The organism is Pedobacter sp. Bi126 (assembly GCF_918698245.1).
Lineage (GTDB): Bacteria > Bacteroidota > Bacteroidia > Sphingobacteriales > Sphingobacteriaceae > Pedobacter.
Genome location: NZ_CAKKMS010000004.1, coordinates 858988 through 875248, shown reverse-complemented (window position 1 = coordinate 875248; position 16261 = coordinate 858988). Strand labels below are relative to the sequence as shown.

Genomic DNA, 16261 nt, shown 5'->3' with positions numbered 1-16261 from the left:
GATTTACTTATATGAAAACAGAGCAAGAAAATAAAAACACGAGTAACCGCCGTGATTTTATTAAGACCACAGCTATTGCCGCTGCTGCGTTTATGATCGTGCCCCGCCATGTTTTAGGTGGCCCCGGTTATCTGGCACCAAGCGATCGTTTATTGGTTGCCGGTATTGGTGTTGGCGGAAAAGGCCAAAGCGATTTAAGCATGTTTTACAAAAGCGGAAAAGCAGACATTGCTTTTTTATGCGATGTAGATGATCGCCGTGCGGCAAATAGTGTTAAAGCTTTTCCTAAAGCAAAATACTATAAAGATTGGCGCGAAATGTTAGATAAGGAACATAAAAATTTTGACGCTGTGTCTGTTTCTACTCCTGATCATAATCATGCTATCCAGGCTTTAGCAGCTATGCAATTGGGCAAACACGTTTATGTGCAGAAACCTTTAACACATGATATTTATGAGGCGCGGATTCTAACTGCTGCCGCAAAAAAATATAAAGTGGTAACCCAAATGGGAAATCAAGGTGCATCAAACGATGGTCCACGCCAAATGAAAGAATGGTACGAAGCTGGTTTAATTGGCGATGTACACACGGTTTATGCATGGACTGATAGACCGGTTTGGCCACAAGGCATTCCTCGCCCAACAAAAAAAGCCGAAATCCCTGCCGAATTGGATTGGAATTTATGGCTAGGTACTGCGCCTGAAAAAGATTACATTGACAAACTGGTTCCTTTTAACTGGCGTGGCTGGTGGGATTATGGCACTGGTGCCTTGGGCGATATGGGCTGTCACTTAATCGAAGCCCCCTTTAGCGTATTAAACTTAAAATATGCAAAAGAAGTTCAGGCCAGTGTAGGTTCTGTTTATGTTGATGAATTTAAACGTGGTTATTTCCCTGAAAGCTGCCCTCCATCAAGCCATGTTACCTTGAAATTCCCTAAAACGGACAAAACCAAAGGTGATGTTACTTTACACTGGATGGACGGTGGCATCCAACCAGAACGCCCTGAAGAATTAGAAGCAAACGAAACTTTTGGCGATGGTGGTAATGGTACCTTGTTTATTGGAACTAAAGGTAAAATGATGTCTGAAACCTATAGTGCAAACCCCAAATTATTGCCTTTAAGTAAAAACAAAGACATTAAGGTAGCACCAAAATACACTCGTGTACCAGATGGCGCAAACGGGCACTATAAACAATGGGTTGAAGCCGCAATTGCGGGTTATGGCAAGCAAGAAGTAAGTTCGCCTTTCGAAATTGCCGGTCCATTAACAGAAGCTTTACTGATGGCAAATCTGGCAATCAGAAGTTTCGATATCCAAAAAACGGTAAACGGTAAAACTACTTACCCAGGCAGGTACACTAAAATGCTTTGGGATAACGACAATATGAAAGTTACCAATTTTGACGAAGCCAACCAGTTTGTAAAACGCGAATACCGCAAAGGCTGGAACAATTTAACGCTTTAATAAAAACACATCTACAAACCTCGCAGGTTTTAAAAACCTGCGAGGTTTAAATTCAAAAAAATGAAAAAAATCTTTCTTTCTGCTTGCATTTTGTTAAGCTTAACACAAATATCAAAGGCTCAAAAGGGCTTTAAGCCACTTTTTGATGGTAAAACAACAACAGGCTGGCATACTTACAACAAAACTACGGTTGGTAGCGCCTGGCAGGTTCAGGATGGTGCCCTTCATTTAGATTTGGCTACCAAAGGTAAAGACGGTGGCGGCGATTTGGTTACCGATAAGGAATACGGCGATTTCCATTTAAAATATGAATGGAAAGTGGCTCCAAAAGCAAATAGCGGTTTAATTTTTTATGTTCACGAAGAACCTAAATACCATGCCACCTATTCTACTGGCTTAGAAATGCAGGTTATTGATAATGATGGTCACCCAGATGGAAAAATCACTAAACACCGTGCCGGCGATTTATATGATCTGGTAAAAAGTTCATCAGAGCCAGTTAAAGCTGTTGGCGAATGGAACAAAGCAGAAATCATCAGTAAAAAGGGTAAACTAACACTAGTTTTAAATGGTGTTGAAGTAGTGAAAACCAGCCTTTGGGATGATAACTGGAAAAAGATTGTTGCAGGCAGCAAATTTGCAACATGGGAAAATTGGGGAACTTTTAAAACAGGCAAAATTGCCTTACAAGATCACGGAGATGAAGTTTGGTACAAAAACATCTCTATTAAAGAACTATAATAGAGGTTTAAGGCGTAAGGTAGAAGCTAAAGGTTTCTTTTCTTTCGCTTAAACCAGACATTTGAGTTAGAAAGCGGGAAAGCATAACGTTTATCCGCTTTCGCATTAACCTTATACCTTTAACCTTATACCTTAATACAACCTTATATAAGCCAAATGAATAGCACTACTCGCTTTAAACTCTCTGCCATGATGTTCCTGGAATTTTTTATCTGGGGCGCCTGGTTTGTAACCATGGGAACTTACCTTGGTAAAAATCTTTTAGCAAATGATGTACAAATTGGTTCAGCCTATAGTACACAATCACTAGGTGCTATTATTGCACCATTTATTATCGGATTAATTGCAGACAAATTTTTCTCTGCGCAAAAAGTGTTAGGCGTATTACATTTAGTTGGAGGTGTACTCTTATGGGTTGCTGGAACGTCTTTAAATTTTGATAGTTTCTTCCCTTTCATATTAGGATATATGATTGCTTACATGCCTACTTTAGCATTAGTGAATTCAATATCCTTCAAACAAATGCAAGATCCAGGGAAAGAATTTCCTTCCATCAGGGTATTCGGAACAATTGGATGGATTATTGCAGGGTTAGTAATTGGATGGTTAAACTGGGAACAGAGCGGTAACTTAGTATTTACATTCAAAATGGCATCCGTTGCTTCAATCATTTTAGGATTGTTAAGTTTCTTTTTACCAAACACTCCTCCAGTTAAAAAAGGAGAAAAAACAACTTTTGGCGAGATCATTGGCTTAGATGCTATTGGCTTGTTAAAAAACAAATCATATCTTTTATTCTTCTTAGCATCCGTTGCTATCTGTATTCCACTAGCATTTTATTACAATTTCACCAATCCCTTTCTTAATGAAGTTGGCATGAAAGGCGCGGCAGGGGTTCAATCATTAGGGCAGGTATCTGAAACCCTATTTATGTTATTAATGCCTCTATTCTTTGCTCGTCTTGGTGTAAAAAAAATGCTTGCAATTGGTATGATTGCATGGGTTGTTCGTTACCTTTTCTTTGCATTTGGAAATGCAGATTCAAACTATTGGATGCTGATCGGTGGAATTGTTCTACATGGCATTTGCTATGATTTTTTCTTTGTTACCGGACAAATTTATACTGATAGATTGGCTGGAGAAAAATTCAAAAGTGCTGCTCAAGGCTTTATTACTTTGGCAACCTATGGCGTTGGTATGTTAATTGGTTCGATCATCTCAGGTATGGTAGTTAATAAATATGTTGTAGAAGGTGGCCATATTTGGCAAAGCATATGGATTATCCCAGCAGCTATAGCAGGATTAGTTGCGCTACTATTCTTATTATTCTTCAGCGATAAAAATAAACCAGTTACTGAAGCTAACCCGATATAATTATGTCTACAAAACTGGATAGAAGAAATGCTTTAAAGAACATCATCGCAGGAACTGCTGCGATTGGTGTTTCTTCAGGATTTTCAGCATTAGCAATGGATAAATCAGAATCAGATCAGCCACTAAGGCTAAAAGGAAATATCAATCATGCCGTTTGCCGTTGGTGTTTTAGCGGTTTAGATGTAGAAAGGCTTTGTGTTGAAGCTAAAAAAATCGGCATTAAAGGCATTGATTTAGTTGGACCAAAAGATTGGCCGACTTTAAAAAAACATGGCTTAGAATCGACCATGTGTAATGGTGCGGAGATTAATTTAGTGGATGGTTTTAACGACGAAAAATTCCACGAAAAGTTAATTCAGAACTATACCGCAATGATTCCGCTTGTTGCCGAGGCAGGTTACAAAAACTTAATCTGTTTTAGTGGAAACCGCCGGGGTAAAGATGACGAAACAGGCTGGAACAATTGCGTTAAAGGGTTGAAGCAATTAATCCCATTGGCCGAAAAACACAATGTTGTGTTGGTAATGGAGTTGTTAAACAGCAAAATTAACCATAAAGATTATCAATGCGATAGAACTTCATGGGGAGCGGAACTTTGCAAACGCTTAGGATCTGAAAATTTCAAATTGTTATACGATATCTACCATATGCAGATTGATGAGGGCGATGTAATTAGAAACATTAGAGATAACCATCAATACATAGCCCACTACCACACCGCTGGTGTTCCGGGCAGAAATGAAATCGATGATACGCAGGAGTTATACTATCCTGCAATAATGAAAGCCATTGCCGAAACTGGCTTTAAAGGTTTCGTTGCACAAGAATTTATACCTAAAAATGCAGATAAAATAGCCTCGCTAAAAAAGGCAGTTTCCATTTGCGACATCTAAAAATATACCTATGTTATCAAGAAGAAGTTTTATTTTAAACAGTAGTATGGCTGCAGCTGCAGCACTTTTGGTTCCATCATTTGCTTGTGTGGCTTCCGATAAAAAATCAGTTGGTCTGCAGTTATATTCTTTAAGAGATGAACTTCCGAAAGATGTAAAAGGAACCATAGCTAAAGTGGCAAAAGCCGGCTTTAAAGAAGTTGAAACCTATGGTTTTTCGATAAAGGATCAATTTTGGGGCTTAACACCAGCCGAATTCAAAAAATTGCTTGATGATAACGGATTAACTGCACCAAGCGGTCACTATGGTTTAGGCAGCTATTTAACTGATGGAAACACTGAAGAATTAAAAGCGGCAATTGCTGCTGCTAAAGTGCTTGGAAGCGAATATGTAACCATTCCCTGGTTAGATGAAAGCATTAGAAAAAGTGCAGACGACTACAAAAAAATTGCGGTTAAAATTAATGAAGCCGGAAAATTGGCAAAAGAAGCGGGTATCAGGTTAGCTTACCACAACCACAATTTCGAATTCGACAAACAAGGTGATACCACTGGTTACGAAATCCTGCTAAAAGGAACCGATAAAAATCTTGTTGATTTTGAACTTGATTTATATTGGGTAGTACGTTCAGGAAACGATCCGATCAAACTATTTAAAGAAAATCCAGGTCGTTTTACCATGTGGCATGTTAAAGATATGGATAAAGCAAATCCAGCGTTAAATGCTGAGGTAGGAACAGGTTCTATCAACTTCAAACCTATTTTTGCTGATGCCAAACTTTCGGGCATGAAACACTTCTTTATAGAACATGAAACCAATTACAAGCCAAACCCAATGGAATCTGTTGCAGCTAGCTGTGCATACATTAAAAAAGAAATTATTTAAATTTTAAATGATGAATTCAAGAAGAACTTTCTTAAAACAGGCAGGATTAGCCGCAGGAGCGGCATTATTAGTCCCGTCGTTTGCCTTTGATAAAGCAAGTAAAAATGTTGGTTTGCAATTGTACTCCTTACGTAATGAACTACCTAAGGATGTAAAAGGTATTATCGAAAAGGTAGCACAGGCGGGATATAAAGAAGTAGAAACCTATGGTTTTTCTAATGGAAAATTTTGGGGCTTAACCCCTAAAGAATTTAAAGCCTTGTTAAATGCGAATGGTTTAAAAGCACCAAGCGGCCATTATCATATGGATGATTTTGTAAAAACCGGAAAAACAGACAGATTAAAAGCCGATGTCGAATCTTCAGCTGCCATTGGCGGTAAATATTTTACCATTGCCGGTGCGCATGTAGATATGAGCAAAGGTGTAGATGGCTTTAAGAAAACCGCTGATGATTTTAATAAGGTTGCCGAAATTGCAAAAGCATCCGGATTAAAATTCGCCTACCACAACCACGATTTCGAATTTAAAAAATTAGGTGATACCACTGGTTACGATGTTTACTTAAGCGAAACCGATAAAAATCTGGTAAATTTCGAATTGGATTTATACTGGGTGGTACGCTCAGGTAACGATCCGTTAGCTTTGTTTAAAAAATATCCTGGCCGTTTCCCAATGTGGCACGTTAAAGATATGGACAAAGCCAAACCTGAATGGAATACCGAGGTAGGTAAAGGTTCTATTGACTTTAAAAGCATTTTTGCTCAGGCAAAACTTTCAGGCATGCAACATTTCTTTGTAGAGCACGAAACCAATTACCAACCTGATCCACTTGGTTCAATCAAAACAAGCTGTGATTATATCAAAGCCAATTTGATTTAAATTCATCCAAACCTCGCAGGTTTCGAAAACTTGCGAGGTTTTCTGCACTTATCGTCATCTCGACTGAAGCATAGCGGAATGGAGAGATCTATCTCCAAAACAGCAAACCTTCAATTCTTCAACAATATATTTTAGGTTAGAACTGCTGATCTGAGTTATTTAAACCTGATAGTAACGGAAAGCCCTTAACGCAGTGGAGGCTTGAAGTGGATAGCAGGACTTTCGGAACCGATATACACAGTAACATGCTTTCCAAAACAAAAACATCAAGCAATCCGCTAACGGAGTGTTGAATAGGTTGTCGTTTACAAACGATAAAATCGTATAGCTATTAATGCACTCGTTAGGAAACGAGCGCAAACGGCATTAATACCTACGAGCCCTTCCTAAATCGAATTATGCCTAATCTTTTTAACCTTATTTTCTACTGAAAAAGTAAGATTTTAAATATTAAAAGCAAATTTAATTGGTAACAATGGGGATATAAGCTTAATTTTTAGCATATTTGGACTTATATCAAATGTTTAATAATATATAATTAAAATTTAAAATGAAAGTAGCAGTAGTAGGTGCCACCGGATTGGTAGGCACTGTCATGTTAAAAGTATTGGAGGAAAGAAATTTCCCTTTAACAGAGTTGATTCCCGTAGCATCAGAAAAGAGTGTTGGCAAGGAAATTACTTTTAAGGGTAAGAAGTTCCCAATTGTTAGCATGGATACTGCAATCAGCATGAAACCAGATATTGCTTTGTTTTCAGCAGGTGGAAATACTTCATTGGAGCATGCTCCACGCTTTAAAGAAGCTGGAACAACCGTTATCGACAACTCTTCTGCATGGAGAATGGATCCTGCAATTAAATTAATTGTACCAGAAGTTAATGCACACGAACTTTCTATCGATAATAAAATCATTGCTAACCCGAACTGTTCTACCATTCAAATGGTAGTGGTTTTAAAACCTTTGCACGATAAATACAAAATTAAACGTGTAATTGTTTCTACTTACCAATCGGTTACGGGTACAGGTGTTAAAGCCGTTGAGCAATTAATGAACGAGCGTAAAGGCATTGATGGCCCTAAAGCTTATCCATACGAAATTGATTTGAATGTTCTTCCTCATATTGATGTTTTCACAGATAACGGATATACCAAAGAAGAAATGAAAATGGTTAAGGAAACGAACAAAATCATGAGTGATGATAGCATAAAAGTTACCGCTACTACAGTTCGTATCCCGGTAATGGGTGGTCACTCAGAATCAGTAAACATCGAGTTTGAAAATGATTTCGATTTAGCTGAAGTGCGCAGTATTTTAGAAAAAGCACCCGGCATAATCGTTGTTGATGATGTTGCCAACTTAAAATACCCAATGCCAAAAGATGCTCATGAAAAAGATGAAGTTTTTGTAGGCCGTATCCGTAGAGACGAATCGGCACCTAAAGCTTTAAATCTTTGGATTGTTGCAGATAACTTGCGCAAAGGCGCTGCAACCAATGCCGTTCAGATTGCCGAATATCTAATTCAGAAAGAATTAGTTTAATCAATAACCTCAAGAGAAGTCCCCCGGTGTAAAATCGGGGGACTTTTTTTATACCCGCTCTCCACCATGATACATATTCCAATCGCTTTAATATATTCCAGGTTACTGATTGGTTTTATAATAATTCTATTAAGCTTTTTCCACGTCAATCACTATTCTTTTCTTGCAATCACATTATTATCGATCGGTTTATTAACAGATGTATTTGATGGAATAATAGCTAGAAAACTCAACATCTCCTCCGAAAAATTAAGACGTTTAGATTCCAGTATTGATCAGGTATTTTTTATCTCGGTTGCGGTTGCTACTTATATCCAATGTCCTGATTTCTTCAAAGTCAACTTGGTAAAACTGATTGTCCTTGGTGCTTTCGAAGCTTCAACCTATGCATTAAGCTATATCAAATTCAGAAAAGAAATCGCTACACATTCTATCGGCGCTAAAATCTGGACGTTGACTATATTCGCCACTTTGGTCGAAATTATAGTGCATTGCGACTCGGTTGTATTATTTGAAATTTGCTTTTGGCTCGGATTGGCAACCCGAATAGAAATACTTGCCATCGTTTTCACGCTAAAAAAATGGACCAACGATGTACCAACCATTTATCATGCAGTAAAATTGAGACAGGGGAAGGAAATTAAACGCAATAAACTGTTTAATGGCTAAAGTGTATTAACCCAAAAATATAAATTTAGAGATCGTAATCACTAAATTATATACAAAAAAGAGATTGTAATCACTAAATTATATATAAAAAAGAGATTTCGTTTAAATTTTCATTACATTTGTCATTAAATATGATATAATGAAATGATAATTAGAAGTCTGCAAACGCACATAGAATCAAAGTTTTTTAAACAAAAAGCAATTATAGTTACCGGTGCAAGGCAGGTAGGCAAAACCACCATGTTAAAGCAATTGGTAAATAAAACAGGATTGCCTTTTGTTTTTCTTAATTGTGATGAAGCCAATGTTCGAACCACATTGACAGACATCAGTATTGAGCGGCTAAAATCAATTATCGGCTCAAACAAATTTATTTTTATCGACAAAGCCCAACGGGTTACGAATATCGGCTTAACATTAAAATTGATCGTAGATAATTTTACCGATGTGCAACTTTTGGTTACAGGCTCTTCATCATTAGATCTGGCTGTTGGTATAAAAGAATCGCTAACGGGAAGAAAATTTGAATATCATCTTTTTCCTTTTTCGGTAGCAGAACTTGTTGATGATACCAATATCCTTACTGAAGAACAGGCATTGGAAAAAAGATTGATCTATGGCTCTTATCCCGATGCAATTAATTATCCAGGAGAAGAAAAAGAACTCTTAATGAACTTGGCCAATAGTTATCTTTTTAAAGATATTTTATCACTTACAGGCATCAGAAAACCTTTACAGCTCGAAAAATTAGTGCAGGCCTTAGCCTTGCAAATTGGTAATGAGGTTTCGTATACCGAGCTTGGCCAGATGATTGAAGCCGATAAACTAACAGTTGAGCGTTATATCGATTTATTAGAGCAGTGTTTTGTTGTATTCAGATTAGGTGCATACAGCAGTAATCTGCGGAATGAAATAAAAAAGAGCAAAAAAATATATTTCTATGATACCGGCATCCGCAATGCCGTGATCGAAAACTTTAGTATGCTTGCGCTGAGGCAGGATGCTGGTCAGCTCTTTGAAAATTATATTATTTCAGAATATATCAAAGCCAGTAATAACAAGAGAAAGCATGCTAAATATTATTTCTGGCGAAGCTTTCAGCAACAGGAAATTGATTTAATCGAAGAAATTGATGGAAAAACAAATGCCATAGAGATAAAGTGGAACGAGAATAAAAAAGTGAGGTTTCCATCAACGTTTTTAGATGCATACCCTACAAATAATACAAACGTTATAAACAAGTCTAACTATACGAGTTTTCTGATATAAAATAATCTTTGCCTTACATGAAATTTTTCAAAATATTAACCTTATTTCTTTTCTCAGGTATAACCGCAATTGCCCAAAACCGAATTCAGAACCTCGAAAAGGCCTTCAATAATTTATTAAATGATGAACAGGCAAAACATGCTATTGTTTCTCTTTGCGTTTTAGATGCCAATACAGGTAAAACGCTTTATGTCAAAAATGAGCAAATCGGCCTGGCTACGGCCTCAACCTTAAAAACCATAACTGCAGCCACGGCTTTCAGTATTTTAGGGAAGGATTTTCAATTCCAAACTACATTGGCCTATACCGGAACAATTACTACAGATGGAATATTAAAAGGAAACCTGATCATTATTGGCAGTGGCGACCCAACTTTGGGCTCCTGGCGCTATCAAAATAAAGAGAATGCTGTTTTAACACAATGGGTTACTGCAATAAAATCTGCCGGAATCAAAAAAATTGAAGGCACAATAATTGGCGACGATCGCATTTTTGGCACACAAACAACACCTGAGGGTTGGGTTTGGCAGGATATTGGCAATTACTATGGTGCCGGGACTTCTGGCTTAGCCTGGCGCGAAAATCAATTTGATATTCATTTGAAACCTGGAAGTAGTACAGCAGATGAAGTTAAGGTAATAAAAACAGTTCCGGCAACGCCTTATGTGCAGCTCATAAATGAACTAAAAACCGGAAGTCCGGGTTCTGGCGATAGAAGTTATGCTTTTCTTCCACCTTACAGTAATGTTGCTTACCTCCGCGGAAGCTGGGGAATAGGCATTGCCAAAACAGGCATTTCTGTAGCCCTCCCCGACCCTGCTTTTGATTGCGCTTACCGCTTACAGGATACTTTGAAAAGATTAGGTATTTCGACTGGCCAGCAAGCCACAACGGCAAGATTAATGACCTTGAACAATCAGGTCATTCCTTCGGTTACACAGAAAATAAGCATCATCAGTTCGCCTAGTTTAAGCGAGATGACTTACTGGTTTTTAAAGAAAAGCATCAATTTATATGGCGAATCACTGTTAAAAGCCATTGCGATAAAATCAGGCAAAGCAGGTACAACAAGTAAAGGAGCGGAAACCGAAGTCAATTTCTGGGCCGATAAAGGCATTGATAAAACGGCATTAAACATTATTGATGGCAGTGGGCTTTCTCCGGGAGATAGAATAACAACTTCGGCAATGGCGAATATACTTTTCCAGATCCAAAAGGAGAACTGGTTTCCCGATTATTACAAAGCCTTACCAGAATACAATGGTATGAAAATTAAAAGTGGGACAATAAATGATGTTTCGGCATTTGCAGGCTATCATACCGATGCTGCAGGCAATAAATACATAATCGTTATTAACATCAATAACTATAGCGGAAGCGGGATTAACAAAAAGCTGTTCAGGGTATTAGATGAATTGAAGTAATAGAAAAAACTTCGATTAAAATATGTCATTTGGCTACATATACATCCGTGCAGTCATCTTGATCCAATAGCTATCGGATCAGCACGGCGATCGTTGTAGGTAAACCTTTTCATCAAATACCGATACAATTGTTATTCAAGTAATTTCTCCTAAACACTATCCAAGCCACAATAAGATTCAACGGAATAAGGATTAATCCGAAGCCAAACATGATAAATACATAAAAAAGGAAAAACAAGCAAAAAATCCATATCAAAAATCCCTTAATCTGTATCGCATTTAACAAAAGCAGGCTTCTAAATAACAGCACTGTAGAAAAGGCAAATGCGATTAACCCAAACGATGTTAAAATATCAAAATTGGTAAATATCCAACAGATTTCGGGCAGCAATAAAACAAGATAGTTTAAACAAAAACTAAAAAATACTTTCTTTTTAGTAAAAGGAAAATTTGGCAAGAAAGATAAGTATCTATTATTAAAAACCTTCTCCTGATAAATGAGCACCACATGTGCCACAACAATACACGAGGTAACGAGCATCAATAATCTTGAATCATCTTTAAGATCAGCAAAAACGACCAACACACTTGAAATCAGCACCCACGAAAGCAGTTTGGTGAGCGTATAAGCCAATTTCGATTGATTGAAAACCTGAAAACTATATAACAAAAAAACAGGTTTGCTCCATTTCCTGCTTACCCTAAGTAACCAATTTGGCTTGTTAACCTCTATTAAACGGTTACTTTCTTTAAGATATATATAAGCGCCTGCTAAAACCAGAAGCAATTGAAAAAATAAAATCCCGATAGAAATAAGATAATATCCAAATACAATTCCAATGCTTATGGCATATAAAGTATAACACAATACAGGGATAAATATGCAGGTCTGCACTATACACCAGGTCGTAAACTGTTGTTTTTTGTTTAATGCGGTGAAACTATAATACAGAAACTCTTGCTGGGGCAAAGCAAGCTGACTTAAGACGTATTTTAAGCTTTTGTAAGCATATAATGTGCTTCCTATAAGATACAAAATCATCATTAGTGGATTACTCACCAAACTAATGGTAAAGAAAAACTGCCAGAAATCAATCTGGTCTGGCCGAACAGTGCCCAAAGTATTGATAAAGAAGCAGTAACTGATCAACATCACAAAGATGAATACCAACATAGCTGCATGGGTACGGTAAAAACCATCAACAAATATTTTCTTTAAGGCAGTGTTTGAAAGCAACGACATTAAAAATTCAGTATTATTTTTTTATCTTGAATGTTAATCTGTTTAAGTCCGGGCAGTTTTAACTCATCCAATGGCTGATGTGAGGACAGTAAAAAACTGATTTTTTCATTTTGGTACTTTTCTTTAATCCAGCGGTATAATATCTCCAAAGATTCTACATCGATCGTATTTAAAGGCTCGTCTAATAAGATCAATTTAGGTTTTCCTAAAAAAGCCAAGACCAACGACAACTTTTTTAACATACCACTGGAATATGAACCTAACGGGTTATGAATGTAAGGCTCCATACCCATTTCAGCAATTAAGGTCTTTTCTTGATCAGAAACAGCCCCCTTGGCTTTAGCGAAAAGATCAACCATTTCAAATCCGGTTAAAAATTCGGGGTACAGTGGTTCGGCATCGGCAAAATTTACAAGTTTTCTATAGGAAACACCATGATCTTTTAAATAAACAGTACTTAATGCGATATCACCTTCGAAAGACAATATTCCTGCAATTGCTTTCAGCAGGGTACTTTTCCCTGAGCCGTTACTTCCTTTTATCCAGAAAATGCCTTCGGGAATTTTAATATTATCTATCTTTAAAACAAGATGATTGAAATAAGATTTTTCAAATTGATTGAAGTGTAACATAAAAGCATTTTTGTTTCTGACTTTAGTTTTAATGAAAAGTTACAAAGCACATTCATCTTGATAAAATCATACGTAATGCAATTAATTTTACGAACTTACCAACCAAGTGATGTTGAAAGTTTGGTTAAACATGCCAACAATTTCAATATTTCGAAATATTTAACCAATAAATTCCCTTTTCCTTACGAGAAAAAAGATGGTGAAGCTTTTATTCGGCTAGCCTTAAGCCACGAACCTTTGCAAATCAAGGCTATTGTGTTAGACGGTGAAGTAATTGGATCCATAGGCGTGCATCAACTGGCCGATATTTACAGCAAGAGTGCAGAAATGGGTTATTGGATTGCTGAAGATTATTGGGGTAAAGGCATTGTTCCGCTTGCCATACAAGAAATGTTGAACTATGGTTTCGAAACATTTGATATTGAAAGAATTTTCGCACGGACTACACATACGAACCTGGCCTCGCAGCAGGTTTTAAAGAAATCGGGCTTTGTTTTCGAGGCATCGCTAAAAGATACTATTTTTAAAAATGGCGAATATTTTGATGAATTGATTTTTGGATTTAGGAAACGCCAGCTAAGCAAAGAACAGAATTAAAACATTTGTTAAACTCGAAGCTTATTGCGTAAATTCGTGCAAACCAAAAACAACAAAGCAATGAAATTATCGATCAAATCAGTAATGCTGTTTGTTGCACTTTTAGGTGCAGCAGATTTCGCAAATGCCCAGGGAGCCAAGTTTCCCCAACCGAGTAGCGGACAAACCATTATCCAGGATTTTGGATTAGGCAAAATAACTTTAACCTACTCTCGTCCGAATGTTAAAGGTCGCAAAATTTTTGGCGGCATGGAGCCAATGGGCGTAGTTTGGCGTAACGGGGCAAACGCGGCCACACGCATTAAATTTACCGATGCCGTTAAAATTGAAGGCAAAGATTTACCTGCCGGCGAATATGGCCTGTTCAGCATCCCAGGTAAAAACGAATGGACGGTTATTTTCAGCAAAACGCCCGATCAATGGGGTGCTTACGAATATAAGGAAAGTGATGATGTGCTTCGTGTAAAAGTAAAAACCACGGCTTTAAAAGATAAAGTAGAAACCCTTAGCATGCAGTTTTCGGCTGTTAACGAAACTTCGGCGCAGTTAAATATGATGTGGGAGAATAGTGCTTATGCCATCAATATTACAACTTCTATCGATGAAAAAGTAATGGCAAATATTGCTGAAGCGATGAAGGGCGAAAAAAAACCTTACTTTAATTCGGCATTGTATTATTATCAAAATGGAAAAGATTTAAAAACAGCTTTAGAATGGATGACGGAAGCAGAAAAATCAGACCCTAAAGCACCATGGTTTAAACTATGGAAAGGCCGTATCCAATTGAAAATGGGCGATAAAGCGGGGGCATCAGCTACTGCGCAGCAAGGTATAGACGCTGCAAAGGCACAAAAGATTGATGAATATGTACGCCTCAATTCTGAACTTTTGGCCGAAGCTAAAAAATAGAGATATTTTATTTCGGTCGGTGTGACACCGACCGATAGGAAATTTTATAAAACCGTTGGAGTTGATTCAACGGTTTTTTTATGAGGTTATAAATTACATTGTCATGCTGAGGCGCGAATCATCTGTTCCATAGCTTGCAGATGCTTCGTACCTCAGCATGACAGAATACCAATATTAACTTAAAATTAACCGTTGATTAACTTGAACAACTATCGTAACATTAACCCTTAAAACGCTTTATTTATTTAAAAATAATACTAACTTTGATGTTGCGCTTAGTAATTGTACTTTATACACTAAGCAGGTTAAAAAATCAATAAAAAATCAAATAAAAATGAGCATAATCGTTAATGTCCATGCCAGACAAATTCTCGATTCGAGAGGCAATCCAACAGTAGAAGTAGAAGTTGTAACAGAAGCAGGTGCTTTTGGCCGTGCAGCTGTACCAAGCGGTGCATCTACTGGACAATATGAGGCTGTTGAATTACGTGATGGTGATAAATCTACATATTTAGGTAAAGGTGTTTTAAAAGCTGTAGAAAATGTAAATACTAAAATTGCTGATGCATTAAGAGGTATTGATGTTTTTGAGCAAAATACAATTGATAAAATCATGTTAGATCTAGATGGTACCGAAAACAAAGGTAACTTAGGTGCTAACGCAATTTTAGGTGTTTCTTTGGCTGCTGCTAAAGCTGCTGCTGATGAAATCGGTCAACCATTATACCGTTACATTGGTGGTGTTAACGCCAACACTTTACCAATTCCGATGATGAATATCATTAACGGTGGCTCACACTCTGATGCGCCTATCGCTTTCCAGGAATTTATGATTATGCCAGTTGGTGCACCTTCTTTCTCTGAGGCTTTACGTTGGGGAACTGAAGTTTTCCATAGCTTGAAAAAAATTCTTCACGATAGAGGTTTATCTACTGCAGTAGGTGACGAAGGTGGTTTTGCACCAACTTTTGACGGTACTGAAGATGCAATTGAAACGGTATTAAAAGCAATTGAAACTGCTGGTTACAAACCAGGTTCTCAAATCTGTTTAGCGCTAGATTGTGCATCATCTGAGTTTTACAAAGATGGTAAATACGACTATACTAAATTTGAAGGCGCTACCGGCGTAATTCGTTCTAGCGAAGAGCAGGCACAATATTTAGCTGATCTTTCTGCAAAATATCCAATTATCTCTATTGAAGATGGTATGGATGAAAACGATTGGACTGGCTGGAAAAGCTTAACCGATAAAATTGGTGACCATGTTCAATTGGTTGGTGATGATTTATTTGTAACTAACGTAACCCGTTTACAACGTGGTATTGATGAGGCTACCGCTAACTCGATCCTGGTAAAAGTAAACCAGATCGGTTCTTTAACTGAAACCATCAATGCGGTAACTTTAGCACAAAACAATGGCTATACTTCGGTAATGAGTCATCGTTCTGGCGAAACTGAAGATGTTACGATTGCCGATTTAGCTGTTGCTTTAAATTGCGGACAGATTAAAACCGGTTCTGCATCACGTTCAGACAGGATTGCAAAATACAATCAATTATTACGTATTGAAGAAGAATTGGGTGAAAACGCTCGTTTCATCGGTTCAAAATTTAAATACGCTAAAAAATAATGTATAGGATTGGGTTTAAACCCAATCCTATAATGTTAACAAGTTGAAAAACTTATTTGCAGAACATCCGGAGATTTTAAATCTTCGGATGTTTTTATTTTAATA

15 protein-coding genes are annotated in these 16261 nt (G+C 37.3%); 13 read left to right on the top strand and 2 right to left on the bottom strand.

Features of this window, described 5'->3' with window-relative positions:
* Positions 1-11: 11 nt before the first annotated feature.
* The 10 genes from LQ201_RS18550 (at position 12) to dacB (ending at position 11145) form a co-directional block, all read left to right on the top strand.
* Positions 12-1469: a Gfo/Idh/MocA family protein gene (locus LQ201_RS18550; RefSeq protein ID WP_230146305.1), complete on the top strand. Its 1458-nt coding sequence runs from the start codon at positions 12-14 to the stop codon at positions 1467-1469.
* Between the two features lie 60 nt (positions 1470-1529).
* Entirely contained in the window at positions 1530-2210 is a 681-nt protein-coding gene (locus LQ201_RS18545; protein WP_230146304.1) for a DUF1080 domain-containing protein, read from the top strand.
* 156 nt (positions 2211-2366) lie between these two features.
* The gene (locus LQ201_RS18540) at positions 2367-3584 is read left to right on the top strand and encodes a nucleoside permease (protein WP_230146303.1); all 1218 of its coding nucleotides are present in this window, start codon (positions 2367-2369) and stop codon (positions 3582-3584) included.
* A 2-nt stretch (positions 3585-3586) separates the two neighbouring features.
* Complete coding sequence (locus LQ201_RS18535; RefSeq protein ID WP_230146302.1) at positions 3587-4477, top strand: hydroxypyruvate isomerase family protein; 891 nt, start codon at positions 3587-3589, stop codon at positions 4475-4477.
* Positions 4478-4487: 10 nt separating this feature from the next.
* The gene (locus LQ201_RS18530) at positions 4488-5363 is read left to right on the top strand and encodes a sugar phosphate isomerase/epimerase (RefSeq protein WP_230146301.1); all 876 of its coding nucleotides are present in this window, start codon (positions 4488-4490) and stop codon (positions 5361-5363) included.
* Positions 5364-5373: 10 nt separating this feature from the next.
* Positions 5374-6243 (top strand): sugar phosphate isomerase/epimerase, encoded by an 870-nt coding sequence (locus LQ201_RS18525; RefSeq protein ID WP_230146661.1) that lies wholly within the window; start codon positions 5374-5376, stop codon positions 6241-6243.
* A gap of 550 nt (positions 6244-6793) precedes the next feature.
* Positions 6794-7783, top strand: coding sequence for an aspartate-semialdehyde dehydrogenase (locus tag LQ201_RS18520; protein ID WP_029274013.1), 990 nt, complete (start codon positions 6794-6796; stop codon positions 7781-7783).
* Between the two features lie 66 nt (positions 7784-7849).
* Complete coding sequence (locus tag LQ201_RS18515) at positions 7850-8452, top strand: CDP-alcohol phosphatidyltransferase family protein (RefSeq protein WP_230146299.1); 603 nt, start codon at positions 7850-7852, stop codon at positions 8450-8452.
* A 144-nt stretch (positions 8453-8596) separates the two neighbouring features.
* A complete protein-coding gene (locus LQ201_RS18510) occupies positions 8597-9721 on the top strand; it encodes an ATP-binding protein (protein WP_230146298.1) in 1125 nt (374 codons plus the stop codon).
* 17 nt (positions 9722-9738) lie between these two features.
* Positions 9739-11145, top strand: coding sequence for a D-alanyl-D-alanine carboxypeptidase/D-alanyl-D-alanine-endopeptidase (gene dacB / locus LQ201_RS18505; protein WP_230146297.1), 1407 nt, complete (start codon positions 9739-9741; stop codon positions 11143-11145).
* Between the two features lie 112 nt (positions 11146-11257).
* On the opposite strand, the gene LQ201_RS18500 is transcribed toward dacB, so the two are convergent.
* Together LQ201_RS18500 and LQ201_RS18495 are read right to left on the bottom strand one after the other, a co-directional pair.
* On the bottom strand, positions 11258-12388 hold the full coding sequence (locus LQ201_RS18500; RefSeq protein ID WP_230146296.1) for a hypothetical protein: 1131 nt from the start codon (positions 12386-12388) through the stop codon (positions 11258-11260).
* The gene (locus LQ201_RS18495) at positions 12388-13020 is read right to left on the bottom strand and encodes an ATP-binding cassette domain-containing protein (RefSeq protein WP_230146295.1); all 633 of its coding nucleotides are present in this window, start codon (positions 13018-13020) and stop codon (positions 12388-12390) included. Before LQ201_RS18495 ends, LQ201_RS18500 begins: the two co-directional genes overlap by 1 nt.
* A gap of 75 nt (positions 13021-13095) precedes the next feature.
* Here LQ201_RS18495 and LQ201_RS18490 point away from each other — a divergent pair, with 75 nt between their 5' ends.
* The 3 genes from LQ201_RS18490 to eno all read left to right on the top strand — a co-directional run bounded on the left by LQ201_RS18490 (position 13096) and on the right by eno (position 16156).
* Positions 13096-13617 carry a GNAT family N-acetyltransferase gene (locus LQ201_RS18490; RefSeq protein WP_230146294.1) on the top strand — a complete coding sequence of 174 codons (522 nt, stop codon included), beginning with the start codon at positions 13096-13098 and terminating at the stop codon, positions 13615-13617.
* Between the two features lie 60 nt (positions 13618-13677).
* The gene (locus LQ201_RS18485) at positions 13678-14526 is read left to right on the top strand and encodes a DUF2911 domain-containing protein (protein ID WP_230146293.1); all 849 of its coding nucleotides are present in this window, start codon (positions 13678-13680) and stop codon (positions 14524-14526) included.
* 334 nt (positions 14527-14860) lie between these two features.
* The gene (eno, locus tag LQ201_RS18480; RefSeq protein ID WP_029278432.1) at positions 14861-16156 is read left to right on the top strand and encodes a phosphopyruvate hydratase; all 1296 of its coding nucleotides are present in this window, start codon (positions 14861-14863) and stop codon (positions 16154-16156) included.
* Positions 16157-16261 lie beyond the last annotated feature (105 nt).

What these genes read in the sequence shown, in the direction of transcription:
- LQ201_RS18550 (WP_230146305.1), top strand. Translation starts at nt 12, where the DNA reads ATGAAAACAGAGCAAGAAAATAAAAACACGAGTAACCGCCGTGATTTT.
- LQ201_RS18545 (WP_230146304.1), top strand. Translation starts at nt 1,530, where the DNA reads ATGAAAAAAATCTTTCTTTCTGCTTGCATTTTGTTAAGCTTAACACAA.
- LQ201_RS18540 (WP_230146303.1), top strand. Translation starts at nt 2,367, where the DNA reads ATGAATAGCACTACTCGCTTTAAACTCTCTGCCATGATGTTCCTGGAA.
- LQ201_RS18535 (WP_230146302.1), top strand. Translation starts at nt 3,587, where the DNA reads ATGTCTACAAAACTGGATAGAAGAAATGCTTTAAAGAACATCATCGCA.
- LQ201_RS18530 (WP_230146301.1), top strand. Translation starts at nt 4,488, where the DNA reads ATGTTATCAAGAAGAAGTTTTATTTTAAACAGTAGTATGGCTGCAGCT.
- LQ201_RS18525 (WP_230146661.1), top strand. Translation starts at nt 5,374, where the DNA reads ATGAATTCAAGAAGAACTTTCTTAAAACAGGCAGGATTAGCCGCAGGA.
- LQ201_RS18520 (WP_029274013.1), top strand. Translation starts at nt 6,794, where the DNA reads ATGAAAGTAGCAGTAGTAGGTGCCACCGGATTGGTAGGCACTGTCATG.
- LQ201_RS18515 (WP_230146299.1), top strand. Translation starts at nt 7,850, where the DNA reads ATGATACATATTCCAATCGCTTTAATATATTCCAGGTTACTGATTGGT.
- LQ201_RS18510 (WP_230146298.1), top strand. Translation starts at nt 8,597, where the DNA reads ATGATAATTAGAAGTCTGCAAACGCACATAGAATCAAAGTTTTTTAAA.
- dacB (WP_230146297.1), top strand. Translation starts at nt 9,739, where the DNA reads ATGAAATTTTTCAAAATATTAACCTTATTTCTTTTCTCAGGTATAACC.
- LQ201_RS18500 (WP_230146296.1), bottom strand. Translation starts at nt 12,388, where the DNA reads ATGTCGTTGCTTTCAAACACTGCCTTAAAGAAAATATTTGTTGATGGT.
- LQ201_RS18495 (WP_230146295.1), bottom strand. Translation starts at nt 13,020, where the DNA reads ATGTTACACTTCAATCAATTTGAAAAATCTTATTTCAATCATCTTGTT.
- LQ201_RS18490 (WP_230146294.1), top strand. Translation starts at nt 13,096, where the DNA reads ATGCAATTAATTTTACGAACTTACCAACCAAGTGATGTTGAAAGTTTG.
- LQ201_RS18485 (WP_230146293.1), top strand. Translation starts at nt 13,678, where the DNA reads ATGAAATTATCGATCAAATCAGTAATGCTGTTTGTTGCACTTTTAGGT.
- eno (WP_029278432.1), top strand. Translation starts at nt 14,861, where the DNA reads ATGAGCATAATCGTTAATGTCCATGCCAGACAAATTCTCGATTCGAGA.